This is a genomic window from Stenotrophobium rhamnosiphilum (genome assembly GCF_003052265.1).
In the GTDB taxonomy this organism is placed as follows: domain Bacteria; phylum Pseudomonadota; class Gammaproteobacteria; order Nevskiales; family Nevskiaceae; genus Stenotrophobium; species Stenotrophobium rhamnosiphilum.
Window position 1 is genome coordinate 68,324 of sequence record NZ_QANS01000003.1, and the last position, 24,646, is coordinate 92,969.

A 24,646-nucleotide genomic window follows, 5' to 3' on the forward strand; every position below is an offset into this window, starting at 1 on the left:
TATCCGTTTGGCGGCTTCGACGGTTTTAGCTAGGGAGTTGGTGAGAATGTAGCCAAACACCGTAACGCTTCTATCAGGCTATTTTTACTCGTCCCAAAGACCACCGATTAGATTAGCCTCTCGAAGTCACCTTCTGTATTAAACTGTAGCCTCCAGTGACCCGATTAACCCGCGAAATTGAAGTTCTCAAGAGTTTCCCCAAGCAGTTTGTGGCGGGACGGGAAACGCTTGCGCTCACGGCCTTTCCGCGACTGATTTTGCTGCTGGAAATCATCCCGCGTACCGATCAGGCCTATGGCGTGGGACACGAATACGACATCGTTTGCGAGCTCTCCTTGATGCGCGCATCCGGCTCCCAATTCAAAATCAATGTGCATATTTCAACCTCACGCCAATGGCCCTCAGCCGAAGCCGTGATCGTGGAAGGCAATAAGGCCGACGCGGCTGGGCTCGACCTCGATGCATTGGACAGCGTGGTTTGCGAGCAGGTTTCCAGCGACGAACTGTGGAAAAAGCACGGCAACTCGATGCGTGCGCTGATTCAGCGCTGGGTGACCGAACACAGCCTGCGCAGCATCGCGACGATGAGCGATTTTGAAATTGCGACGGCGCTGCGTACGCAGTCACCGGATTTTTACAACGAGATCCTGACCTACGTCAGCACGGTTGATGTGACCAATCCCGAGATTATCCGCAGCTATATGCGTACGGCGCTGGTCCGCCCGCAAGAAGTGCGCGACAACATGCGCAACAATCCGGCACCTGCCAAAGCCTATTCGGCAGCCGATCAGGAATTGATGGGTCAGACCATTGAACTGAACAGCCATCAAAACGTTAAGAGCACCCGCGGCGCCGAGAAAAAGCGCGCCTGAGTTTCTTTAACGCGGCGCAACGTCCCCACACTGGGCCTGCGCATACCACTCGTTTAATTGCATCGCCTGCGAGGTTCCCTCAGCAGACGACCATGGCGCATAGTCTTCCGGCGCAATCGGCATGTACGGGCCGTGCTTAACCTCAAAGATCACGCCGCCGACATCCAGCGACAGCACCGCGTGCCAAACCCCTGCCGCATTTTCGACGACGGCACTCTCCGCGCCCAAGACTGTGCGCGCAACAACGGTTCCGCCTTCATCAAAGTGCAGCACCACAAAGCGACCACGCAGCGGATACAACAACTCCCAGGTATGCGGGTGCCGATGCGGCCGCACATAAGTGTCGGGCTCCATCGCAATCGCGAGGCGCTGAATCGGATCCGCGAGTTGTTCGTGCAGATTGTGGTTGGCTCGGCGGCGCGGTGAAGCCTGCGCCTGCGCAGCCAGCTGATCGAGGATCTGCGGGGTGATTTGTTTCAAGAGAGGATTCCTAATCGGACAGCGCGGACATTATCCACGTGCCGCTACGGACACAAGCTAGGCCTTGAGTCTTAGAGCCAAAGCTTCTACGGAATCTTTAATCTGCGTATTGGAGAACTTCACCGGCATCGGTGGCTTCTCCAGATAGTGCTTGCCGTTGAGCAGCATGCGTCTGGCCGGCGATGTTTTGCGGCTGAGAATTGCGCTGGTTTCGCCATCCAAAGTTTGCGCGAGCAAATTGGTGATCGAGCCGACACCGCGACCACGGTATTCGCCACGCTTGTTGACGTAGACCAGTGTTTCGTCGTTTTCCAAGTCTGGTTTCTCAAGCTGCGAATATTCGCCAAAGCCTGCAAACCAAACGGGCACCAGATTCTCGGCTGCCTGCGACACGATGCGCTGCACCCAATCCGGATGAGGCGGGCGAGCGTTGCCGCCGCGCATGCCGCCAACATAAATCCATTTGATCGCTGGCGTGCGCATCAAAGGTTCGCCATGCAGCGGCGCCCAGTGACGCTGACCTTCATCGTCCATCGATTCGTAAGCCTGCACCATCTGCTTGAACGGCCACAGACGGTCAAACGTATCGAGCTGAATCATTTCCAGATTGATCGGGCCTAGCAGCGGCTCAAACACCAGAAAGTGATTGTGCGCATTGGTGCCGAGCAAATTGGGCACGCGCGCATTGAACGACGCCTGATCTTCAACCGAAGTGCCCACCCAAACATTAGGCAATGGCCACTCAACGGCGACACGCGTCTTGAAGTAATGCTTCATGAACGCGGGATTCTTGGTCTGAATAAAGAATCGGTGCTGCGGGGCGTTCTTGATGACCGTGAAAATCTTGTGGCGAACTTCGTCGCTCACGTCTGGCTGGAACAGATCGCTGAGCGGCGCGACTTCGATATCCATCGGTTCGCGATAGCGGATGGGTTCAGTCAGCTGCAGCTCGTGCACCGTCACTTCATTGGGCTTGGCGGCCCAGAAGCCGGAGGTGCTGTTTTGGAATTCTTCCCAGCTTTCTTTGCGTGCAATGCAGTCATTGCAGACAGGGCCGGTTTTCATGCGGCAGCCAATGATCGGATGCCACTTAAACCGGAAAGGTCGTGGCAACGGTTTCTCGACGGCTTTACGGGCTTCTTCTCCGCGCATGGTGCGCGAAAGGGAATCCATTAGTTCGTTGAAGTCACTCATTGGCAATAAATGTCAGTTGCGTTCCGTCGCGTGCCGATCTTTCGGTCGGCTACCGTATGCGAGTTGAGGTGCCAACCCAATAGAAAAATTGACCCTGCACCAAATTTGACCACTGGCGGCAATCTTGAGATCCATCTCAACATTCGTCCTTACCGTTAACCGTGAGCCTATTAAACCCAGCTCCGAGTCTCAAGTGGGACTAAAAGTGATGTGCGGGCTTAACCGGGCTACTGAGCGGTTGATCCAGCATTTTCCCCAGCCTAGCGTCTTTCCGCGTCCAAAGATCGTTGACCCAACCCTGGAAGCGCCCCCGAAACTCTTCGTCGTGCTCGTAATCCCCATGAATCAGATCAGCCGGAATCGCTGAGATGTCGGCCCGTATCGCCAGATCATCCTGCTCCCCGCAAAGCCAGCTCCAGAACAAAGGCTTACCGGTTTGGCGGTAGGCCACTGTCACATCGATCAAGCCAGCGAACTGATCCCCCATAGCATTCAACGCAAAAGACATGCCGCCTGACTTCGGGCGCAGCAAATAACGGTATGGCGAGCGGTTTTTTAGGCGCTTGGCCTCCGAAAAACGGGTGCCCTCAACGAAATTGACCAGCGTCACCGGCTCAGTGCGGAAAATCTCGCAGGACCGGCGGGTGGCTTCCAGATCTTCGTGACGCAAAGCCGGGTTGGCGGCCACGGCAGCTTTGCTGTGGCGCTTCATGAATGGGAAATCCATCGCCCAGCAGCCCATGCCAATAATCGGCACGTACATCAGTTGTTGTTTCAAAAAAAAGCGCGGCAGCGGCACGCGGCGATGCAGCACATCAAACAGCAGCAGAATATCGGTCATCGATTGATGATTGCTGACCAGCAGATAGCTGCGATTAGAGTCGAGCTTTCCGCGAATATCCACCTGCCACTGCTTGGGATGAAAAATGCGATAAATCAGCTGACTCGTCGCGGCCCATTGAATGGCGACGCCGACGCAGTAGCGACTGCAGGCGCGCTGCAAAGGCACATAGGGAATCAGCTTGAGCAAAATGCCCGGCAGCAAAAACACAAAAGTGACGATCAACAGCGCCAGCATGGCCAGAAAAGTAGCCGCGCCAACTAAGAATCCAGGCAACAAAATTGAAAACATTCTTAGCCTCCAACACGCCTAATCAGACGTGATAACGCGGGCTCAGTTCGTGCACGGCTTCAATCATCGCCGCGGCATGCTCCGGCGGCGTTTGCTGCAGGATGCCGTGACCGAGATTGAAGATGTGTCCTTCGCCCGGACCAAAGCTTTCTAATACTCGTGCGACTTGTTCGCGGATGCGTTCGGGTCGCGCCAACAAGCACAGCGGATCCAGATTGCCTTGCAGCGCGACGCGATGACCTACTTTGGCGCGAGCATCACGCAGGTCCGTAGTCCAATCTACGCCCAAGGCGTCACAACCGGTGTCCGCCATCTTCGACAAATGCTGCCCGCCATTCTTGGTGAACAAAATCACCGGAATATGTGGCGCAAACTTCTTGAGTTTGGCGACGATCAGTTCCATTGGTTGCAACGAGAAACGTTGATACGCGGCCGGGCTCAGCGCACCGCCCCAAGTGTCGAACACCATCACGGCATCGGCACCACGAGCGATCTGCGCTTGCAGATAGATCGCAACAGATTCAGAAAGTTTCGCCAGCAATTCGTCGAGCGCTTCAGGCTCGTCGAACATCATCTTCTTGGTCTTGGCGAATTCGCGGCTGGATTGACCTTCGATCATGTAGGTCGCCAGCGTCCACGGGCTGCCGGCAAAACCAATCAGCGGCACCGAATTATTTAACGCGGATTTGATGGTGCTGACCGCATCCATCACGTAGCGCAGTTCGCCTTCGGGATCAGGAATGCCGATGTTGCGAATGTCCGCCACCGTTTGCAGGGGGCGATCAAACACTGGGCCTTCGCCTTCGACAAAACGCAGGCCGAGGCCCATCGCGTCGGGAATGGTGAGAATGTCGGAGAACAGAATTGCAGCATCGAGGCCGTAGCGTGCGAGTGGCTGCAGCGTTACTTCGCAGCACAACTCAGCATTGCGGCAGAGGTCCATGAAGCCGCCAGCTTTGGCGCGACTGGCGCGGTACTCAGGCAAATAACGCCCAGCCTGACGCATCATCCAAACCGGCGTGCGATCAACTTTTTGACGCTTCAGTGCACGCAGAAAACGGTCATTCTTCAAATCTTGATTAGGCACGCAGAGCACTCGCAATTTCTTGTTGGATGGAAAGCGCGGCGTTGCGCGGATCAGCGGCGTCACGAATCGGACGGCCTACTACGATGTAGTCAGCACCCGACTGGATCGCATGCGTGGGCGTCATCACGCGCTTTTGATCACCATCGGGTTTGTTTTCTACCGGACGAATACCCGGCGTTACACAAATGAGTTCATGCGGTGCCTCGCGGCGCAGGCGTTCGACTTCAAGGCCAGACGACACCACGCCATCACAACCGGCTTGCAGTGCGCGACGTGCGCGCGACAGAACGAGATCAGCGATATTGCAGTCGAAGCCCATGTCGGCGACATCGCCTTGATCGAGGCTCGTGAGCGCCGTCACTGCCAATACTTTGAGATTGCCCGACTTGGCTTTCGCCGCCGCTTCCATGATCGACTGATTGCCATGAATGGTGCAGAAATCCGCACCACGTTCGGCGAGATTCTTCACCGCGCGCGCAACCGTCTCGGGGATGTCGAAGAATTTCAGATCGACGAAGACTTTCTTGTCGTTGTTGCGCAGCCATTCCAGCAGTTCGAAGAAGCCAGGCGCCATCAGCAATTCCATGCCGATTTTGTAAAACACACCGGCATCACCCAGGGCGTTGACCATCGCCTTGGCCTGCTCGGCTTCGGGCACATCAAGGGCAATAATCAGGCGTTCGCGGGCAGGAATCAGCTTGGACATGGCAGGGCATCTTTGGGGACGGCCTATTTTACCCCGGAAAGCCAAGATTTATTGCCCTTGTACCGCGTCAGGGCCTCTCTTGCGTCAGGTCTAGAAATCGAACAACTCGCCCAGCAAGCTCTTCCTTCTTTTGTGCTTGTAGTAGTCCGAGTCCCGCGAGTCATCGTAAGAAGGCTTGGAACTGCGCGACTCCTGCGGACGTGCTTGTGGCACTTCGGCGACAGAGCGTTCGATTAACTTGTCCAACTCACCACGATCCAGCCAAACCCCGCGACATTGCGGGCAATAGTCAATCTCGATGCCTTGGCGGTCCGCCATGGTGAGATTTGTGTCTTTACATACGGGGCATTTCATGTGGCCTGATCCTGATCTAGCAATGTTGTATTGCCGGCTCTAGGACAGTGAGCCCCTACGAAGGTTCGACACGCAACTTCGCGCTAGGCCTTGATCAAGGCCGCCACTTTCTCGGCGTTGGGCGCGCCTTGCGCCTTGAGCTCCTGCGCAAACAGGGCCACGCGCCACTCTTCCAGCACCCAACGCGCGGGATGGAAAGGCTCGGGGATGCGATCTGCAACTTTACGCAGCGATGCGGTGAGTTCGGCATCACGCGCGGGTTTATTCGCAAGACGATCAAGGCGAATGCCGATGGCCTTGAGATAGGTCGCGATGCGCGGCCATTGGGCATCGGGCACCGATGCAGCAAAACCGGGCGCGAACAGGTTTTGTAATTGGCCTTGCAGATCGTTGATCGACTCCGCCCATTGACTGCCGTGTGAGCGCAAGCGTCGCTTCAGTTCGGCCGCCGTCAGCAGCCACGCACAAATTTCATCCAGCATCTTGGCGGCTTCACGGCCGAACTCGCCGCGGTGCATCAGTGCGGTGTTGAACTGCGCTTGCGTGCGAATCGCTGCCGTATCCCATGCCGATGTCGCGGCACGCTCAGCAATCGCCTGCGCGAGATCATCTGAAGTGTAGGGTGCATTGACCAAAGCGAGATTGAGTTTGCTCTTGGCGGTCTTGGCTAAATCACGCATGCGATCGGGCAATTTGGAAAGTAGCAGCGCACGCACGCCAATCGCATGTGTGGTGGCCGCAACACTTTGCGATTCCAGCAAGCGCAGCGAAATCGTTGCGCCTGTCACTTGCAGCGCAGGATACCCACGCGCACCACCGGCCAAATCGACAAACTCTGGCAAATCGCCGAAGTCCCATTGATCGATTACGTCACGCACCCATCGTTTCGCTACTTCATCACGAGTCGCAGCTTGCGAGAGCGCGGCGCGTGCGGGCGCAGCGTTGCCTTGTTGGAGCTGTTGCAGTGTCTCGGCTTCGGCGACCATTTTGCCTTTGTCATCTTCAACCACCAGACGCGGTTTCAAATGCACTGGTAATTTTTCGGGTGAGAAATTACTCGGTTCCAACTTCACACCCGTCATCGCGTGGAAGTGGCTGCAAATCGCAGAGAGAAAATCGCCATCACTCGGCGACATGCGCGCAGCAAGCGCCGTGGCGTAATCCGCGGCGGGCGTGCAATAGCGACGCAGATTTTGCGGCAGCGTGCGGATCAGCGCTTCAATGCGCGCCGGGCGCAAGCCTGGCACGAGCCAATCAAACGCATCTTTCGGCAGTGCGTAAAGCAGCGATAGCGGAATATGAAAACTCACGCCGTCTTCATCTTCGCCCGGATCGTGTGCATAGCTGAGTTCCAGCGTGTGCTCACCAATATCGAGAAAATCGGGGAATAGTTCGGCAACGTTGGCATTGGCACCTGAGCGCAGCACGTCTTCTTCCACCATCAACAAAACTGCACCAAAACGCTTGGCGCCTTCTCCTGGTTTTGGTGGCGCTTGGCCAGCGCCAAGCTGACGCAGCCAATTCTTCAGTCCCGCGATCGTGCAGACATCGGCTGGCACGCGCTGGTTGTAGAACTCACAGAGTTGATCTTCGTCAGCAAGCAAATCCGGGCGACGCAGACGCGTTTCTTTCTCGCGCACTTCTTCAATCAGCTTGAGATTGCGTTGCAAGAAATCGAGCTTGTTCGGGCAGTCGCCGCGCACCAAACCATCAAGTATAAAAATACGGCGTGCTTCTACTGGCTCCAGAGAACCGTAATGGCGCTGACGCTTGACCAGCGGCAGACCGAATAAACTCTGATGTTCAGTCGCCGTGACTTCACCGCGATCACCATTCCACTGCGGATGCGTCAGCGTGCGCTTGACCAAATGCGCGCCGACTTCTGCGAGCCACTCGGGTTCGACGGCTGCATTCACGCGCGCGAATAACTGGCTGGTCTGTGCGAGTTGCGCGCTCATCAACCACTGCGGCGCTTTCTTCGCCAGCGCAGAGCCAGGAAATATTTTGAACTTGCGACCACGCGGGCCTTGATACTCCGGCTTGTCCGGTGCTTTGAGGCCGATGTGATCAATCAAACCTGCAAGCAGACATTTGTGAATCTGCGGCAACAGATCATCGAGTGTCAGCTTCGAATCACGCGGCTCTTCGGGTTGATCATGTCGCAGCAGATCAACAATCTGCTTATAAACCGCTTCCCACTCTTCCATACGCAAGTAAGAGACAAAGTTGTCGCGACAGATTTTTCGTAGCTGACGATTGGAAGAAGCATCACTCCATTCGCGCCATTTCTGCCAAAGATTCAGCAAACTCAAAAAGTCTGAGCGTGGATGACGCCAGGTCGCATGCTTGGCGCGTGCAGCTTCTTGCGCTTCTGGCGGAACGTCGTGTGGATCTTGCACGGACAAAGCCGCAGCCAAAGCCCAGATATGTTCGCGACAACTGGTTTGATCACGACCGGCCATCGCGATGCGAGCGATGCGTGGATCCAGCGGTAGGCGCGCAAGTTCACGCCCAAGTCGCGTCAGACGGCGATCATCATCCAAGGCACCCAACGTTTGCAGTAGACGATAACCATCGGAGACATGGCGTGACTCTGGCGGATCAATCCAAGGGAAGTCTTCAACGTCACCAAGATTCAACGCCGCCATCTGCAAAATGACGCCAGCAAGATTGGCGCGCAAGATTTCGGGGTCCGTAAACAAAGGACGAACTTCGAATTCCTCTTTTTCATACAGACGAATACAAATGCCCGCACCAATGCGGCCGCAACGACCTGAGCGTTGATTAGCTGCAGACTGCGCCACTGCTTCAATCTGCAATTGCTGCACGCCGAGACGCGGTGAGAAGCGATTGATGCGCGCAGTACCGGTGTCGACAACAAAGCGAATGCCCGGAACCGTCAGTGATGTTTCAGCGACGTTGGTCGAGAGAACAATTTTTGCTGGGCCACCGGTGCTGAACACACGATCCTGCTGTTGTGCAGGCAAACGCGAATACAGCGGCAGAATTTCTGCGCGTGGGAAACGGCCAGGCAATGAACGCGCAAGATCATGAATCTCGCGCTCACCCGGCAAGAACACCAGCACATCGCCACGCGGTGCGCCAGGCCATAGTTCAGCAATTGCAGCGCCGACGCGATCTTCAAGATCATCATCTTTATCTGGCGCGCGATAACGCACGTCCACCGGATAAGCGCGACCGGACACCGTAAGAATCGGCGCGCCATCAAAGTGTTTGGATAAACGCTCGGGATCCAGCGTTGCCGAAGTCACGATGACTTTAAGATCAGGACGTTTAGGCAGCAGGCGCTTAAGCCAGCCCAACAAGAAATCGATGTTGAGACTGCGCTCGTGCGCTTCGTCGATGATGATGGTGTCGTAGGCCAGCAATTCGCGATCACGCTGCAACTCGGCGAGCAAAATGCCGTCCGTCATCAGCTTGACCATTGAGCGCTCGGATACTCGGCGATCAAAGCGCGTTTCATATCCGACCAGTTCACCCAGCTTGCCGTTGAGTTCGCTGGCAATGCGCGTTGCAACACTGCGTGCAGCAAGACGACGTGGTTGCGTGTGACCAATCAATCCACGCTGCCCGCGGCCAAGCTCTAAACAAAGCTTAGGTAACTGCGTGGTTTTACCGGAGCCCGTTTCGCCGCAAAGAATAACGACTTGGTTGCCACGAATTGCCGCGAGCAATTCTTCGCGCGCCTGCACAACAGGCAATTCTTCTGGATAACTAATCGTTTGTGGTTTTAGGCGCGCGCGATTTTCGGCGGCAAGTAGCGCGCGCTGCACGTCAGCATTGAATCGCCCGATATCAAATTTACCTTCACGCGCCTGTGCCAATGTGCGGTCAAGGCGCACGGCATCACGCACGAGCAGTTGCTCGCGTATTGCGCCAAAAGCAGTCTTGAGCTTTGCGACAGATTCCACGGCTTTAATCCTTAACGCGGACCGACGCGCAAAATCTGACCGTCGCTTTCATCTGTCAGTAAGTAGAGATACCCATCTGGCCCCTGCCGCACATCACGCACGCGGCGACCGATATCGAAACGTTGTTCGCTCAGTACCTTGTCGTCCTTCAGCTGCAAACGTACGAGCTGCCCGAACTTGAGTGAGCCAACAAAAAGATTTCCCTGCCATTGAGGAAAACGCGCTGCGTTGTAGAAAGCCATGCCGGATGGCGCAATCGATGGAACCCAATAATAAATCGGTTGTTCCATGCCTTCTTTTTTTGTAATGCCCTCACCAATCTTGCCGCCGCCGTACTGCTCGCCGTAAGTGATGATAGGCCAACCGTAGTTGCGGCCTGCTTGAGGAATATTGATCTCGTCGCCACCTTGCGGACCGTGTTCATGCGTCCACAGCTTTCCACTCCATGGATTGATCGCAGCGCCCTGAAGATTGCGGTGACCGTATGACCACAACTCGGGTCGCGCATCTTTGCGGATGACGAAAGGATTATCTGCGGGTACATCGCCTTCACGCGTGACTCGGATGACTTTGCCGAGATCGTTGTCCAGCGTTTGCGCCTGCTGCATGGCGCTACCGCGCTCACCTGCAGTGACGAATAAATTGCCGTCGGCTGCAAATGCGAGTCGCGAACCAAAGTGCTTGTCGCTTTTTATTGCGGGCTGCTGGCGAAAGATGACTTTGAGATTCTCGATACGATCTTGTGCAAGTTCGGCATGAGCCACAGCTGTGCCGTTCGCGCCATCGGCGCGCGGTTCGCTATAGCTGAAATAGATACGCCGAGTTTTGGCGAACTGCGGATCAAGCACCACATCCAGCAAACCGCCCTGACCTTTGAACACTACGCTTGGCACGCCAGCTAACGGTGCAGAAATCTTGCCCGCCGCATCAACGATGCGCAGGCGCCCGGGCTTTTCTGTGACGAGCATGCGTCCATCAGGCAAAAACGCCAGTGCCCACGGCTGTTGCAGGCCGTGCGCGATGCGTTTCACGTCTAACGCCGATTGAGCCGGTTTGCCTTCGACATAGTTGCTGTAAACAACCAGCGAAAATAGCGCCAGCAGTGCCGCAAGCAATAGGTGGCGCAACTTGATCATTCCACTGGCGTCTGACGTTGCTCTAACTCAGCAACCTTTGCTTCCAGCACACGAATTCGCTCATACAAATCGGCCAAAGAAATTTTCTCGCCGCTGGCTGTTGTTGCAACCGTCGCCGCTGGGCTGGTCTGCTCTGGTGAAAATGGCGTGGCGACTTCGCCGCTCAGTGTGTGGGCGTAGCGCAGCGATGATTGTCCTACCGCACGTGGCAGCAATGTCGCCATAGGCTGCGCACGATCCGCGAGGTCTTGCAGCGCCTGATTAGCACCGTCAGCATCTGCTGGGCCACCGAGTACAACGGCGTTCGCACGCAATTCAGACAAGGTCTGCGGCCCACGCAAAATCAAAGTTGCGAGCACGGCCATCACGGGCGGCTTCAACAGCAATTGATTGTGAAAGTGATGACGCCACTTGGCGACGCGCCCGCCAAAGTCATCGCGTGCGACCAATTTGTTTTGTTCAAGTGCATTGAGCGCAGCGCCAACATCACCTTCGCTCAGATTCATCACTGGGCTGCGGCTGCTCTTTTGATTGCAGGCCAGCATGATGGCGTTGACCGTCATCGGGTAGTACTGCGGCGTGGCAATAGATTTTTCGACCATCGCAGCGATGACGCGTGCTTCGTTGGGGCTGAGTTGTGGGGTCATAAATGCCTGTGTGATTCGACAAAAAGCGCGGCAGTCTACCGCAGCGCCGCAGTATCAGCTTTGCCGCTTTGCACTGAGCCACAGTGCAAGTGCGGGCAATAAGAACACGCCGGGAATATCGAGGAGCAAATGCTCAATACTCTCGCGCCCCGCGATGCCATCCCATATATGCGTTAGTGCATGCAGCAATAAGAACACCGCAGAGACCAGCGCAGCAGGTTGCGCGCGCACATCACGCGCCAGCCAGAAGAACGACGCGCCGCAGACCAGATAGGCGCAGCCAATGTCACGGACAAAATGCGGATTGAATGGGCCCGTGCTGGAGACGCCGGGAATCAGGTGATACCAAGGCTCAGGGGCAATCAGCATCAGCAGGCCATTCGCGGCCAGAATCAGAGCGAGCAGGAGAGTGAGTGCATTGCGCATAGCGGTTCCTCGCGAGTGTTCGACCGCCTGAGGATAAAGCGAGTGCTGAATGTTTGCAGCAAATCGCCGCATTAACAAAAAGCCCCATCGCCGATTGCTCAGCGATGGGGCTTTTCCTTTACAGCATTTGCTTAACGCGGCAGATCCGATGAACCCATCAGGAACTCGTCGACAGCGCGTGCAGCCTGACGACCTTCGCGAATCGCCCAAACCACAAGCGATTGACCGCGGCGCATGTCGCCTGCAGCGAAAACCTTGTCGACGGAAGTCTTGTAGCAACCTTCGCCATCGGTCGTTGCCTTGGCATTACCGCGTGCGTCTTTCTCAACACCGAAAGCTTCAAGCACTTGCGCTGCTGGAGCAACGAAGCCCATGGCAAGCAACACGAGGTCCGCTTTCATTTCGAATTCGGAACCGGCGACTTCCGTCATCTTGCCGTCCTTCCATTCGAGACGAACGCCGATCAATTTCTCGACCTTGCCGTTTGAACCTTCGAAGCGCTTGGTCGCAACCGACCAGTCACGATCACAGCCTTCGTCGTGCGACGAAGACGTGCGCAGCTTGATCGGCCAGTAAGGCCATACCAGCGGCTTGTTCTCGGTGACGGGTGGCTGTGGCAGCAGTTCAAACTGCATGACGCCAGCAGCGCCGTGACGGTTGCTGGTACCAACGCAGTCGGAGCCGGTGTCACCGCCGCCGATAACGACAACATGCTTGCCTGTCGCTTTGATCTGGTCAGCAACCTTGTCGCCTGCATCAACGCGATTCTGCTGCGGCAGGAATTCCATCGCGAAATGGATGCCGCTGAGTTCGCGGCCTGGTACTGGCAAATCGCGGCCCTGTTCGGAGCCACCGGTGAGTAGCACGGCGTCGAAATCTTTCTTCAGCTGATCCGGCGAGATCGTTTCCTTCGCCAGATTGGTGATCATCGACAGCGGATCTTTGCCGATGTAAACGCTGGTGCGGAAGGTCACGCCTTCTGCCTTCATCTGCTCAATACGACGATCAATCACTTCTTTGTTGAGCTTGAAGCCAGGGATGCCGTAACGCAGCAGACCACCGACGCGATCGTTCTTTTCGAACAAAGTCACATCATGTCCAGCGCGCGCAAGTTGCTGTGCAGCGGCGAGGCCAGCAGGGCCTGAACCAACGACCGCAACTTTCTTGCCGGTCTTGACCGCAGCAGGCAATGGCGTGACCCAACCATTTTCAAAGCCCTTCTCAATGATGAAGTGCTCGATGCTTTTGATACCGACGGCATCGTTGTTCACATTGAGTGTGCACGCGGCTTCGCAAGGTGCCGGGCAAACGCGACCGGTGAACTCAGGGAAGTTATTCGTCGAGTGCAGCGTGTCGAGCGCAGCCTGATAAGCGCCGGTGTAAACCAGATCATTCCAATCCGGAATGATGTTGTTCACCGGGCAGCCAGTCGTGCAGAACGGCGTACCGCAATTCATGCAGCGTGCGCTTTGTACTTTGGCCTGATCATTTTCCAGCGTGAGCACGAACTCTTTGTAGTTCTTCACGCGCGAGTCGACCGGCAGATATGCCTCTTTCTGACGCGGATATTCCAGGAAGCCCGTTACCTTACCCATAGTGCACCTCTACAAATATTTTTTAGTTCGCTCGTTCAACGCTTACGCGGTGACTGCATCTTTCTTCGACGCTGCTGCAGCTTTCTCTGCATGCATTTCGCCCAGTGCGCGCTTGTATTCGTGCGGGAACACCTTCACGAACTTCTTGCGAGCATTGGCCCAATCGTCGAGCAGATTGCGCGCACGCGTGCTGCCGGTGAACTTGAAGTGACGCTCAATTTGACCCTTGAGAATCGCTTCGTCGGTTTGTGACTGACCACCGCGCTTCAAGCTATGCCACAGCGCCTTATCGGTCTTGTCTTGCTCGGCGCTGGTGAGCACCGGATCAAGCGCAACCATCGCCATGTTGCAGCGCTTGGCAAAGTCGCCGTTCTCGTCATAGACATAAGCAACACCGCCGGACATACCTGCAGCGAAGTTACGGCCCGTGCCGCCGAGTACAACAACCGTACCGCCGGTCATGTATTCGCAACCGTGGTCGCCGGTGCCTTCGACAACCGTCGCAGCACCTGAGTTACGGACAGCGAAACGTTCGCCAGCAACGCCGTTGAAGTAAGCCTCACCTGCAATCGCACCGTACAACACGGTGTTGCCAATGATGATGTTGTCGACTGCGCGGCCGCGGAATTCGGTGTTTGGACGCACGATGATGCGACCGCCCGAGAGACCCTTGCCCACATAGTCATTGCCTTCGCCAACCAGATCCAGCGTCACGCCGTGCGCGAGGAACGCGCCAGCCGACTGACCTGCGGTGCCCTGCAGCTGAATGTGAATGGTGTCGTCTGGCAAACCTTCGTGGCCGTACTTCTTGGCCACTTCGCCCGAGAGCATGGTGCCGACGGTGCGGTTGAAGTTATGGACCGGCGAGATGAACGAAACGCGTTCGCCCTTCTCGATAGCATTTTTGGCTTGTGCGATGAGCTTGTGATCAAGCGCCTTGGCAAGATTGTGATCCTGCTCTTCGGTGTGATGCAGCGAAGCGCCGCCCGGAGATTCCGGACGATAGAACAGACGGCTGAAGTCGAGACCGCGAGCTTTCCAATGCGAGATTGCTTTGGACTGATCAAGCAGATCAGAACGACCAACCAGATCATCAAACTTGCGAATGCCGAGCTGCGCCATCAACTGACGTGCTTCTTCAGCAACGAAGAAGAAGTAGTTCACAACGTACTCAGGCTTGCCTGCGAATTTCTTACGCAGCACTGGGTCTTGCGTCGCAACACCAACGGAGCAGGTGTTGAGATGGCATTTGCGCAGCATGATGCAGCCTTCGACAACCAATGGAGCGGTTGCAAAACCAACTTCATCAGCGCCGAGCAGTGCAGCGATCACGACGTCACGGCCGGTCTTCATCTGACCGTCAGCCTGTACGCGGATACGCGAACGCAAGCCGTTGAGCACGAGCGTCTGCTGGGTTTCGGCCATGCCGAGTTCCCACATCGCGCCTGCGTGCTTGACCGATGACAAAGGCGAAGCGCCGGTGCCACCGTCATGACCCGCGATCACGAGGTGATCAGACTTGGCCTTGGTAACGCCTGCAGCAACCGTACCCACGCCGCTCTCAGCAACAAGCTTCACGGAGATCGAAGCGCGCGGGTTGGCGTTCTTCAAATCGTGGATCAGCTGCGCAAGATCTTCGATCGAGTAGATGTCGTGATGCGGAGGAGGTGAAATCAAACCAACGCCCGGCACCGAGAAGCGCAAACGAGCGATGTACTCGGAAACTTTCTTGCCAGGCAGCTGACCGCCTTCACCAGGCTTGGCGCCCTGCGCCATCTTGATCTGAATCTGATCAGCAGAGTTCAGGTATTCGGTGGTGACACCGAAGCGGCCTGCAGCCACCTGCTTGATGCGCGAACGCAGCGAGTCGCCATCCTGCAAAGGAATGTTGGCTTCAACCTGATCAGCGCCGATTACGCTCGCGATGGTGTCGCCGGTTTTGATGGCGATGCCTTTGAGCTCGTTGCGATAACGCGCTGGATCTTCGCCGCCTTCACCGGTGTTCGATTTACCGCCGATGCGGTTCATCGCCACTGCAAGTGTTGCGTGCGCTTCTGTGCTGATCGAACCGAGCGACATGGCGCCGGTTGCGAAACGCTTGACGATGTCCTTCGCCGGTTCCACTTCATCCAGCGAGATCGCTTTGCTCGGATCAATCTTGAACTCGAACAGACCACGCAGCGTCATATGACGCTTGCTCTGATCGTTGATGATCTGCGCGTACTCTTTATACGTGCTGTAGCTGTTCGACTTGGTCGAGTGCTGCAGCTTGGCAATCGCGTCTGGCGTCCACATGTGCTCTTCACCACGCACGCGGAAGGCGTATTCGCCACCAGCGTCGAGCATGTTGGCCAGGACTGGATCGTTACCGAATGCAGCCTTGTGCAGACGCAGCGCTTCTTCGGCGACTTCGAATACACCAATACCTTCGATGTTCGATGGCGTGCCGCGGAAATACTTGTCGACCAGCGAGCGATTCAAACCAATCGCTTCGAAGATCTGCGCGCCGCAGTAGGACATATAGGTCGAGATGCCCATCTTGGACATGACCTTCATCAAGCCCTTGGCGATAGCTTTCTGGAAGTTGTAGATCGCCTTCTCTGGCGACAGATCGCCAGTGAGACCAGCGGCCATTGCTGACAGCGTGTCCATTGCGAGGTACGGGTGAATTGCTTCTGCGCCGTAGCCTGCGAGCAATGCGAAGTGATGCACTTCGCGAGCCGAACCGGTTTCAACAACGAGGCCAGTCGAAGTACGCAGACCCTTGTTCACCAAGTGCAAGTGAATGGCTGACGTGGCGAGCAGTGCAGGGATCGCAACCATGTCCGCGTCCATCTTGCGATCAGACACGATGATGATGTTGTGGCCCGACTTCACGGCATCCACAGCTTTGGCGCAGAGCGAGGCGAGGCGTGCTTCGATGCCTTCCTTGCCCCAAGCCGCTGGGTAGCAGATGTTCAGTTCATACGACTTGAACTTGTTGCCGGTGTGCGCGGCGATGTTGCGCAGCTTGGTGATGTCGGAGTAATCGAGAATCGGCTGCGATACTTCCAAACGCATCGGCGGATTGTTGTTGTTGATGTCGAGCACGTTCGGCTTAGGACCGATGAACGACACCAAGGACATCACCATCGCTTCGCGAATGGGGTCGATAGGCGGGTTGGTCACCTGCGCGAACAGCTGCTTGAAGTAGCTGTACAGCGGCTTCAACTTATTGGACATGACGGCCGGAGGCGAGTCGTTGCCCATCGAGCCGGTGGCTTCTTCGCCATCAACTGACATTGGCGCCATGACGATGCGGATGTCTTCCTGCGTGTAGCCGAAAGCCTGTTGGCGATCGAGCAGCGAAACAGCAGAGACTTCTTCCGGCAAAGTCTTGGTCGGCACCAGCTTGAGTTCGTCGAGCTTGATGCGCACGCGGTTGACCCAAGTCTTGTAAGGCTTGGCGCTGGCGTAAGTGTTCTTCAGCTCTTCGTCTTCGATGATGCGTCCGGCTTCGAGATCGATCAGGAACATGCGGCCCGGCTGCAGGCGCCACTTCTTGGTGATCTTCGCGTCCGGAATCGGCAGCGTGCCGGATTCCGAAGCCATCACGACGAGGTCGTCGTCGGTGACGATGAAGCGTGCAGGGCGTAGACCGTTACGGTCGAGCGTGCCGCCGATGTAACGGCCATCGGTAAACGCGAGCGCGGCGGGGCCGTCCCACGGTTCCATCATGGCTGCGTGATATTCGTAGAAGGCGCGACGGTTGTCGTCCATCAGCGTGTGGTTTTCCCACGCTTCTGGAACCATGATCATCATCGCCTGTGCGATCGGGTAACCAGCCATCACCAACAGTTCGAGCGCATTGTCGAAGCTGGCGGTATCGGACTGGCCTTCATAGATCAGCGGGAACAGCTTCTTGAGATCGTCGCCGAGCTCGTCGGATTCCATCACGCCTTCGCGTGCGCGCATCCAGTTGAAGTTGCCCTTAACAGTATTGATTTCGCCGTTGTGCGCGATGAAGCGGTAAGGATGCGCCAGCGGCCATTCAGGGAAAGTGTTGGTCGAGAAGCGCTGGTGCACGAGCGAGAGTGCGGAGACGCAACGCTCATCTTGCAGGTCGAGGTAGTACACGCCGACTTGGTCAGCGAGCAACAGACCTTTATATACAACCGTGCGCGCTGACATCGACGGCACGAAGAATTCCTTGCCGTGAATCAGGTTGAGCGCTTGGATCGCGTGGCCGGATGATTTGCGGATGACGTAGAGCTTACGTTCCAGCGCGTCGGTGACCATGATGTCTTCGCCGCGACCAATGAAGATCTGACGGATGACGGGTTCTTTAGCGCGCACGGTTGGCGACATCGGCATGTCGCGGTTCACTGGGACATCGCGCCAGCCGAGCAGCACTTGGCCTTCTTCGCGGATCGAGCGTTCGATCTCTTGCTCGCAAGCAATACGTGAAGCGTTTTCTTTCGGCAGGAACACCATGCCGACGCCGTACTCGCCAACAGGCGGTAGTTCGACGCCTTGCTTGGCCATCTCTTCACGATAGAGCTGGTCGGGGAGCTGAATGAGAATGCCCGCGCCGTCACCCATTAATGGATCGGCACCCACAGCGCCACGATGGTCGAGATTCTTTAGAATCTGCAGACCCTGCTCAATAATGGAGTGGCTCTTGTTGCCCTTGATATGCGCGACAAAGCCGACGCCGCAGGCGTCATGCTCATTCTTAGCGCTATATAGACCGTGCTGCTGGGCCTGCTGAATCTTGTGCTCCATGGCACATCCTCTAAAGACGTCAATCTGGACCGGGGAGGATAGTGCAGTGCAACAACAATGCCAAGATTTTTAAATTGGGGTCAGAACCTAATTAATATACTTGTCATATTTAAAATACTTTAATTAGGGACACATTAAAAATAAACCTATAACTGCTGCAAGTGAAGGAAAACAGAATGGGTGCCTTGCTCAAGGTTGCAGCGTCAGCTGGACAGTCATGCCGCTGGTAGAGCCGCCGCCGCCGGCATATCCACTGTCGGGGCCATCGCGGCCACTAGCACTGCAGATGATCGAAATTTGATGTCGACCCGGCCCCAGCAACCCTGTATTGCTGCCTCTATCGTCGCTCCCGGAGCTACTGCGGGTGAAGGTAAACAAGCTGGCGCGCGGTGAGTGGAAGGTGGCGTTGACGCTAGCACCAGCCAGGATTGGCAAGCTGGGGTTCGAGGAAGTGGGGGCCGAGGCAGTACCACTCGCCGCAATGCTGTAGCGCAAGCCCGTCTCGCCCTCAATGCTGAAAAGGACAGTCGCTGTCGTGCGCGCGGAAGCGTCGCTTTTGATGCGGGCCGGGCTTTCAGGCCCAGCGCCGAAGCCGGCGGATCCGCTACAACTCAGCGTGATCGCGCCCACGGTGCCGTCTGCGCGATCCAGCGTCACAGCGCCATTGCCGCTGGCAACGGACTGCCTCCCCTGCAAAGTCTGCTCTCCGCTGCCGGTGGTTTCCGTGTTGCGGCCAAAACCTGTCTCTTCAGTCAGAATCTTCTCTTCACCGGTGGACGAACCCCTGAGATCGCAGTCGGGGTCTCCCGCGCTAGCGCAGTTCGAAGCACCCGCTCTTGTGGCGATGCTGACGGCGATGAGCCGCGCGGTGGCCGCCGATCGTGGCTGCACTTCTACACTGACTTTCGCCTTGTCACTACCGCCCTTGCTATCGGTGATCGTGTATTCAAAAGTCTCGGTGCCAACGAAGCCAGTGGCAGGCCGATAACTCAGGCTCAAGCCATTGGCGCTGGTCGCCACCGAACCGCGCGCGGGTTGTGTCACGGCGCTGATCTCCAAGGCATCGCCATCAGCATCAGTGTCGTTGTTGAGCACGAAGAACGTTACGGCTGAACTGCCTTCGATCACGCTCTCATCGTCATCGACGGCCACGGGCGCAGCATTGCTGGCGCGGGCGGTGTCGAGTTCCAGTATCAGCGCCGACGGCAGCAGCGGCGTCACTGCAAAGGCGGTGAACTCGCTGGTCAAACCTGAATTGTTTGCGATGAAGGTGAAATTGAAAGTGGTCTGGCCGTTCGTGGCGCGTGAGCGTGCGACCTCAACCTCGCGCTGGCCGGCGGCGGTGCGCATCAACACGATCTCGCTAACGTTGTAGAGCCCGAGAAAATTGATGGTCGCTGGGTCGAGCTTGAGTTGAAACTGCGCTGTCTCGCCGCTGACAAAGCGATCTCGATCCACCGTCAGCACGCCGGTCGGAGAGCCTGCCAAGTCAATCGCTTTCTCCAGCACTTCATCACCCACCTTCACCACACCGAGAATGTTCAACACGCTCTCAATGTCATCGCCGAAACCGGCGTTGAGTACGAGTGAAAGCTTGTAGCTCGATTTGAAATCGGTGGCGGCGATCTGCGTTGCAGCGGGTGCAAACTCGCCTTCGAGTTTAGGCCCAGCCTTGATCTCGAATGCCTTGAACTGAAGCGATCTAAAAACGCGATTGCCGACGGCGGCCTCGACGTATCCAAACGCGGTGAATTCCGGTTTGACGCGAAAATCATCCAAGCCCGGCACATCCACCGTCGGGGTGTTGGTATTCACAAAATCGGTCAGCTCATTGACGAAGGTGCATTCACTTTCACAGTCCAGACCCAGCGCGGCCTTGGCACTGGTGCGGCTGTTGAGGCCGAGCTTCATTTGCGCCACCGTCACTTTGCCGCCGAGCTCGAAGCCGACGCCGACTGGCACTAGGCCACTGATGAGAACCGACAGCGCGCCACCAACCGGAACCGGGAAGATCAGCAGTTCTGCCTTGCAGGAAACCTTGCCTTCGAAAGCCGCTGTGGCCTTAACGGTGCCGTCGATCAAGAACGTCGGCTCGGCGGTCACCACGAAGCGTTCCAATCCACGCGCCTCGGTATAGATCACGTCCAGCGCCGGGGCGATGGTGAAACTAAAAACTGGCTGCGGCTCGAATACGAACGGCGGTGCGGCACCATCGCCCAATCCCAAACCGTTGATTGAACCTTCGCAGCCTTGAAACAACGTTCGCGTGCCGGCTGGGACACCACCTGCCTTCGCTAAGGCTGCTCTGACTTCAGGACGCGGTGTGAACGTGTACGTGTTGCCCTCGCGCAGCACGGTGTAGCCAGCATTCACGCTCTCCGGAATCGTGGCGGCAACGTCGGCGAGATTGAAACGCTGATTGATCTCCAAGCCCGGAAACAGCACCGACAGCGGCGCGAGCTTTAACGTGACTTCAACGCCGCCAGCAACCTCGCGCGCTGACACCACGCGACCCGCCACAGGAGCAGAGCCGGTGCCGACCATCAGCGTACCCACGGCCGGCAGCGCAATGCCGCTAACGACGACGGTGTAGGTGTTGTCGAGACTAGGCGCTGCGTCGGGGTCGCTCTCTGCGACACCGCGCGCGATCTGTTCGTCGCTGACCAACACGGTGCCAGCAGCGACGGTGGTTACGACGGCAAGCAAAGGAGCTGAACGCACTTCGCCCGCCATGGCGGTGATCTGGGTGGAACCGCTGCTGCGTTCGGCAGAAGCAATGCCGTTGCTCGCAATGCTGATGTTCGCCGCATCGGACGACGACCAGCGCACGGGGGTATCGATCGGCACACCTGCTTCATCGAATACGCGGGCGCTGAGTTGGCGGGTCTGCCCGCGTTCGGTGAACAGCAAGCCGGTCTGCACAATCTCGACGCGCGCGGCTGACTTCCCCGTGTTGTTGGTGCAGGCTGCCAACACCAGCAGGAGCGCCAGCAACGCAACAGGCCGCAGCATCGCCGCAAAAAAGTTGCTGACAAAAGAACGCTTGTGGTGATGGCGCGAGGAGCTGTTCATGACGATCCTAAAAGACAGGCGTCAGTTGTAGTGGCTCAGCGCTCGGCGCGATATCACATAAATTGGTGAGTGCTACACCAGCGGCAGCGTCAAGCGCACGCGCGTGCCCGGTTGCAGCGCTAGCCATTCAATGCCGCCGCCGATCTGCACAGCGCGGCGGCGCAGATTGGCGAGGCCGTAGTGTCCGGGGCGTGCGTCACCCGATGCGGGCATGCCACGACCGTTATCGTCGATCAGCACTTCGAGTTGCTTCGCGCCTTCATCATTGGTGATGCGATGCAATGTGATGCGCAGACTGCTGCCTTCGGCATGGCGCACGGCGTTCATCGCTGCCTCTTGCACAATGCGCAGCAGATGCAGCGTCTGTGACTTCGGCAACTCGAAGCCGTCGTCGAGGCTACTCAGGCTAAACACCAGTGCTATTTCGGCATCGGCACAAACGTTGGCGAGACGCTCTCGCAGCGGCGCCAACACAGCACGCAGTGAGCGCTCTTCCGGGTTGAGCGAATCGAGCGTGAGGCGTAAGTCTTCCAGTGCGGCCTGCACACCGAGCGCGACCGCACTTTTGCCTGCGCCCTCGTTGGAAAGTCGCGACAGCGTGGCGATGAGCGTGCCGCCGAGACCGTCGTGCAAATCGCCAAACAGTCGCTCGCGCTCAGCACTCACCACACGATCACTCTCAGCGCGCTGAAGTGCTTGGTAGTTGGACGCGATCTGCGCCTCGCGTACAGCGACGCGTTGCTCCAACTCGCGACTGAGCGACTCGGATTCGGTCAGCGCATTCACAAAATTTCGCAGCAGAAGCGCGGTGAACACGAGGACGGGCGGCGGTGCGCCATAGGCGAGCCAGAAACCATCATCCGGTGCGATGAGGCCCAACAGCAGCGCGCCATCGTGCAACGACACCATGCAGATACACATCACCGCACCGAGCATCCAAAACGCAGTGCTATCCCAGCGTGTGAAGTACTGCCGCCAGAACACGGTGGCAGTGGTGTAAGTGCCGAGCGCGATAATTCCCATGTAAGCCCAGGGAACGGCGTGACGAAATTCTTGCGGAGTGCAGAACAGACTCGCAATGACGATCAACGCAGAGCCGCTGAATACAGCGTAAGTAATGCGCTGCCACGTTTTGGGTTGTGGCTTGGAGGCCAGACATATTCCCAGCCACGCTGCACTCACAACAAACCAGAGGAAGAACAGCAGCAGCAAGGCATCGAGCCAGATGCTCGGCAAAGGCAGTGGGCTAATCGGCAAAGCGCAGTAGGCGCTACCGGTCACACAGGTCAGCGTATGCCAAGCGTAGATTTTTTCGTGTCGGCGCCGCAGCCACAACGCGAAGCTCACGCCTGCCAACACCAATGTCGTGACGATGAGTGCGATCAGTAGTGTGTGCTTGAGAAAATGCCGCTGCGCGTAATTCGTCGCCAGCAGCGCCTCGTCGCCGAGATAACTTGCGCCGATAAAAGTGCTGCTTGATGGCGCGCTTATTTGCTCAATCGCAAGCTCGTTGTCTGCCGCATGTAGCAACGCGCTAGGCAGCGACACTAGCATCGGTTGTGAGCTACCCAACGCGGGGACCGCAGCAGGAATGCGGCGCTGCGCGAGTACTGTGCCGTTAAGCGAGATGGTGGCAGCGCCACTCAGGCTTTCGATGTACAGCGCTTGCGTAGCGGTGCTGGCAGACACTGTGAAATGACTTTGATAACGCGTGCTTTCGCCTTGCAATTGCACCAGCCAATGCACGCGCATGCCATCGCCACTTGGGCCTGCACGGTGTAACAACGCGATCGCCGTCAGCACCACAATCACAAAGACACTGAGCAGGAGCAGCGACAACCCGCGCGTTGACCAATTCAATGAGGCCGTCCGCTACTGAGATCGCTGATGAGCCCCTGCTGCACCGCTTCATACACGGCTTCGCCGCGCGAGCTGACCGCTAGCTTGCGGTAGATCTGTTTGACGTGAGAGCCAACCGTGTTGACCGATACATCCAGCGCTTCACTAATCTCAAGATAGGCATAGCCCTTGGCAACCAAAAGCAGCACATCGCGCTCACGGGCGGAAAGCTGAGCGGCAGGCTCTGCGCGTTTGGGCTCGCTCGGGGTCTGCATGCGCTGCAAGAGATGGCGCGCCACTGCGGGACTGATCGGCGAGCCTCCGTCAAACATCTCATGAATAGCGCGCGCCACTCTAAGCGCGCTGGCGTCTTTCAAGAGATATGAACTGGCGCCGGCCTTGATCGCCTCCACCACATGCGTCTCGTCACCAAACACGGTGATCACCATGAACAATGTCTCTGGCGCTACAGCTGCCAGTTCGCGAATGAGCGCTGCGCCATCACCATCCGGCAAACCTAGATCAATCAACACGGCTTGCGGACGCTGCTCAGCAAACAGCAAGCGCGCGTCGGCGCAGTTGGCGGCGGTGCCGCAGAGTTCAAGATTGGCGTCAGCACTTACGGCGCGCGCGAGTCGTTCGCGCGTTTGCGCTTCGTCCTCAACGACCAATACGCGGTTTATCCCTGCCACTGATTCGTCCTCGGCAAGGTCACGACGACAACTGTTTTGATTGCGGCCGTCCAGCACGTCGACGTACGACACGACGCAAGGTCTGCTTCTGCACGCCCTCAACAAACTTCGCATCACCCAAAGGCCAGCCTTTGAGTACGGACTCCATCAACTCGGTGTGTTGTTGCGTGTTGAGACCAAGACTGACCAGCTCCGCATAACGCGCCTCGCGTGCAAATGGCGTGTTCCCCAAGCCCCAGTAGAGCGCGTGTGGCGTCACTAACTTATCGACGTGATGGCCCACATAGTGACCATGACTGGACCATCGATAATCTAATGCGCGCGTCACCAGACCGCCACGCACTGGATTGAGATCGATAAATATTTTGCTATTGATCAACCAACGTTCTGGCTGAAGCAATGTTGCGCGATAGCGTCCTTCCCACAATGTGCCGCTGCGCTGATGTCGCTTATTGAAGTACTGCACGTAGCGACGGCCAACAGACTGCATCATGGTCGACAGGCCGTTATCGCTTTCTGGCGTGGCCAAGAGATGGAACTCTGTGCCCATCAGAACATAGGCATGGATCGCGACTTTCTCGCGAGCCGCGTGCTCGGCCAAAAGACTGAGCATGCGCTGATAGTCTTCCGCATCGATAAAGATGGGCTGGCGATTGTTGCCACGCTGCAAGACATGATGGACATGCCCGGCGACTGCTAAGCGCGGCAGACGAGCCAT

General features: G+C 57.0%; 17 protein-coding genes. 1 reads left to right on the forward strand and 16 read right to left on the reverse strand.

The annotated features are described in order from the left end of the window. Positions 1-155 precede the first annotated feature (155 nt). Entirely contained in the window at positions 156-872 is a 717-nt protein-coding gene (locus CJD38_RS07860; protein WP_107939795.1) for a hypothetical protein, read from the forward strand. 6 nt (positions 873-878) lie between these two features. Here CJD38_RS07860 and CJD38_RS07865 read toward each other — a convergent pair whose 3' ends face one another. From CJD38_RS07865 to CJD38_RS07940, 16 genes are all read right to left on the reverse strand, one after another. Further along, positions 879-1,352, reverse strand: a complete 474-nt coding sequence (locus tag CJD38_RS07865; protein ID WP_107939796.1) for a WbuC family cupin fold metalloprotein — start codon at positions 1,350-1,352, stop codon at positions 879-881. 57 nt (positions 1,353-1,409) lie between these two features. Continuing rightward, positions 1,410-2,525 carry a DUF5131 family protein gene (locus CJD38_RS07870; RefSeq protein ID WP_161554187.1) on the reverse strand — a complete coding sequence of 372 codons (1,116 nt, stop codon included), beginning with the start codon at positions 2,523-2,525 and terminating at the stop codon, positions 1,410-1,412. Between the two features lie 220 nt (positions 2,526-2,745). Continuing rightward, positions 2,746-3,678, reverse strand: a complete 933-nt coding sequence (gene yihG, locus CJD38_RS07875) for a 1-acylglycerol-3-phosphate O-acyltransferase, YihG family (RefSeq protein ID WP_107939798.1) — start codon at positions 3,676-3,678, stop codon at positions 2,746-2,748. Positions 3,679-3,700: 22 nt separating this feature from the next. Continuing rightward, the gene (gene hemE, locus CJD38_RS07880) at positions 3,701-4,765 is read right to left on the reverse strand and encodes a uroporphyrinogen decarboxylase (RefSeq protein ID WP_107939799.1); all 1,065 of its coding nucleotides are present in this window, start codon (positions 4,763-4,765) and stop codon (positions 3,701-3,703) included. Beyond that, positions 4,758-5,471: an orotidine-5'-phosphate decarboxylase gene (gene pyrF / locus CJD38_RS07885; RefSeq protein ID WP_107939800.1), complete on the reverse strand. Its 714-nt coding sequence runs from the start codon at positions 5,469-5,471 to the stop codon at positions 4,758-4,760. Before pyrF ends, hemE begins: the two co-directional genes overlap by 8 nt. A gap of 90 nt (positions 5,472-5,561) precedes the next feature. After that, entirely contained in the window at positions 5,562-5,825 is a 264-nt protein-coding gene (locus CJD38_RS07890; protein WP_107939801.1) for a TFIIB-type zinc ribbon-containing protein, read from the reverse strand. 83 nt (positions 5,826-5,908) lie between these two features. After that, on the reverse strand, positions 5,909-9,757 hold the full coding sequence (hrpA, locus tag CJD38_RS07895; protein ID WP_161554188.1) for an ATP-dependent RNA helicase HrpA: 3,849 nt from the start codon (positions 9,755-9,757) through the stop codon (positions 5,909-5,911). Positions 9,758-9,768: 11 nt separating this feature from the next. Continuing rightward, positions 9,769-10,893 carry a PQQ-dependent sugar dehydrogenase gene (locus tag CJD38_RS07900; protein ID WP_107939803.1) on the reverse strand — a complete coding sequence of 375 codons (1,125 nt, stop codon included), beginning with the start codon at positions 10,891-10,893 and terminating at the stop codon, positions 9,769-9,771. Continuing rightward, the gene (locus CJD38_RS07905) at positions 10,890-11,540 is read right to left on the reverse strand and encodes a YceH family protein (protein WP_107939804.1); all 651 of its coding nucleotides are present in this window, start codon (positions 11,538-11,540) and stop codon (positions 10,890-10,892) included. Before CJD38_RS07905 ends, CJD38_RS07900 begins: the two co-directional genes overlap by 4 nt. Positions 11,541-11,594: 54 nt before the next feature. Continuing rightward, positions 11,595-11,966 (reverse strand): hypothetical protein, encoded by a 372-nt coding sequence (locus tag CJD38_RS07910; RefSeq protein WP_107939805.1) that lies wholly within the window; start codon positions 11,964-11,966, stop codon positions 11,595-11,597. A 131-nt stretch (positions 11,967-12,097) separates the two neighbouring features. Continuing rightward, a complete protein-coding gene (locus CJD38_RS07915) occupies positions 12,098-13,561 on the reverse strand; it encodes a glutamate synthase subunit beta (protein WP_107939806.1) in 1,464 nt (487 codons plus the stop codon). Between the two features lie 42 nt (positions 13,562-13,603). Then, complete coding sequence (locus CJD38_RS07920; protein WP_107939807.1) at positions 13,604-18,325, reverse strand: glutamate synthase-related protein; 4,722 nt, start codon at positions 18,323-18,325, stop codon at positions 13,604-13,606. 189 nt (positions 18,326-18,514) lie between these two features. Continuing rightward, positions 18,515-21,397, reverse strand: coding sequence for an Ig-like domain-containing protein (locus tag CJD38_RS07925; RefSeq protein WP_107939808.1), 2,883 nt, complete (start codon positions 21,395-21,397; stop codon positions 18,515-18,517). A gap of 72 nt (positions 21,398-21,469) precedes the next feature. Further along, on the reverse strand, positions 21,470-23,257 hold the full coding sequence (locus CJD38_RS07930; protein WP_107939809.1) for a sensor histidine kinase: 1,788 nt from the start codon (positions 23,255-23,257) through the stop codon (positions 21,470-21,472). Beyond that, the gene (locus CJD38_RS07935; RefSeq protein WP_206362925.1) at positions 23,254-24,000 is read right to left on the reverse strand and encodes a response regulator; all 747 of its coding nucleotides are present in this window, start codon (positions 23,998-24,000) and stop codon (positions 23,254-23,256) included. Before CJD38_RS07935 ends, CJD38_RS07930 begins: the two co-directional genes overlap by 4 nt. Continuing rightward, the gene (locus tag CJD38_RS07940; RefSeq protein ID WP_107939811.1) at positions 23,948-24,646 is read right to left on the reverse strand and encodes a transposase; all 699 of its coding nucleotides are present in this window, start codon (positions 24,644-24,646) and stop codon (positions 23,948-23,950) included. The genes CJD38_RS07935 and CJD38_RS07940 overlap by 53 nt, the downstream gene beginning before the upstream one ends.

What these genes read in the sequence shown, in the direction of transcription:
- CJD38_RS07870 (WP_161554187.1), bottom strand. Translation starts at nt 2,525, where the DNA reads ATGGATTCCCTTTCGCGCACCATGCGCGGAGAAGAAGCCCGTAAAGCC.
- yihG (WP_107939798.1), bottom strand. Translation starts at nt 3,678, where the DNA reads ATGTTTTCAATTTTGTTGCCTGGATTCTTAGTTGGCGCGGCTACTTTT.
- pyrF (WP_107939800.1), bottom strand. Translation starts at nt 5,471, where the DNA reads ATGTCCAAGCTGATTCCTGCCCGCGAACGCCTGATTATTGCCCTTGAT.
- CJD38_RS07890 (WP_107939801.1), bottom strand. Translation starts at nt 5,825, where the DNA reads ATGAAATGCCCCGTATGTAAAGACACAAATCTCACCATGGCGGACCGC.
- CJD38_RS07900 (WP_107939803.1), bottom strand. Translation starts at nt 10,893, where the DNA reads ATGATCAAGTTGCGCCACCTATTGCTTGCGGCACTGCTGGCGCTATTT.
- CJD38_RS07905 (WP_107939804.1), bottom strand. Translation starts at nt 11,540, where the DNA reads ATGACCCCACAACTCAGCCCCAACGAAGCACGCGTCATCGCTGCGATG.
- CJD38_RS07910 (WP_107939805.1), bottom strand. Translation starts at nt 11,966, where the DNA reads ATGCGCAATGCACTCACTCTCCTGCTCGCTCTGATTCTGGCCGCGAAT.
- CJD38_RS07915 (WP_107939806.1), bottom strand. Translation starts at nt 13,561, where the DNA reads ATGGGTAAGGTAACGGGCTTCCTGGAATATCCGCGTCAGAAAGAGGCA.
- CJD38_RS07920 (WP_107939807.1), bottom strand. Translation starts at nt 18,325, where the DNA reads ATGGAGCACAAGATTCAGCAGGCCCAGCAGCACGGTCTATATAGCGCT.
- CJD38_RS07925 (WP_107939808.1), bottom strand. Translation starts at nt 21,397, where the DNA reads ATGAACAGCTCCTCGCGCCATCACCACAAGCGTTCTTTTGTCAGCAAC.
- CJD38_RS07940 (WP_107939811.1), bottom strand. Translation starts at nt 24,646, where the DNA reads ATGGCTCGTCTGCCGCGCTTAGCAGTCGCCGGGCATGTCCATCATGTC.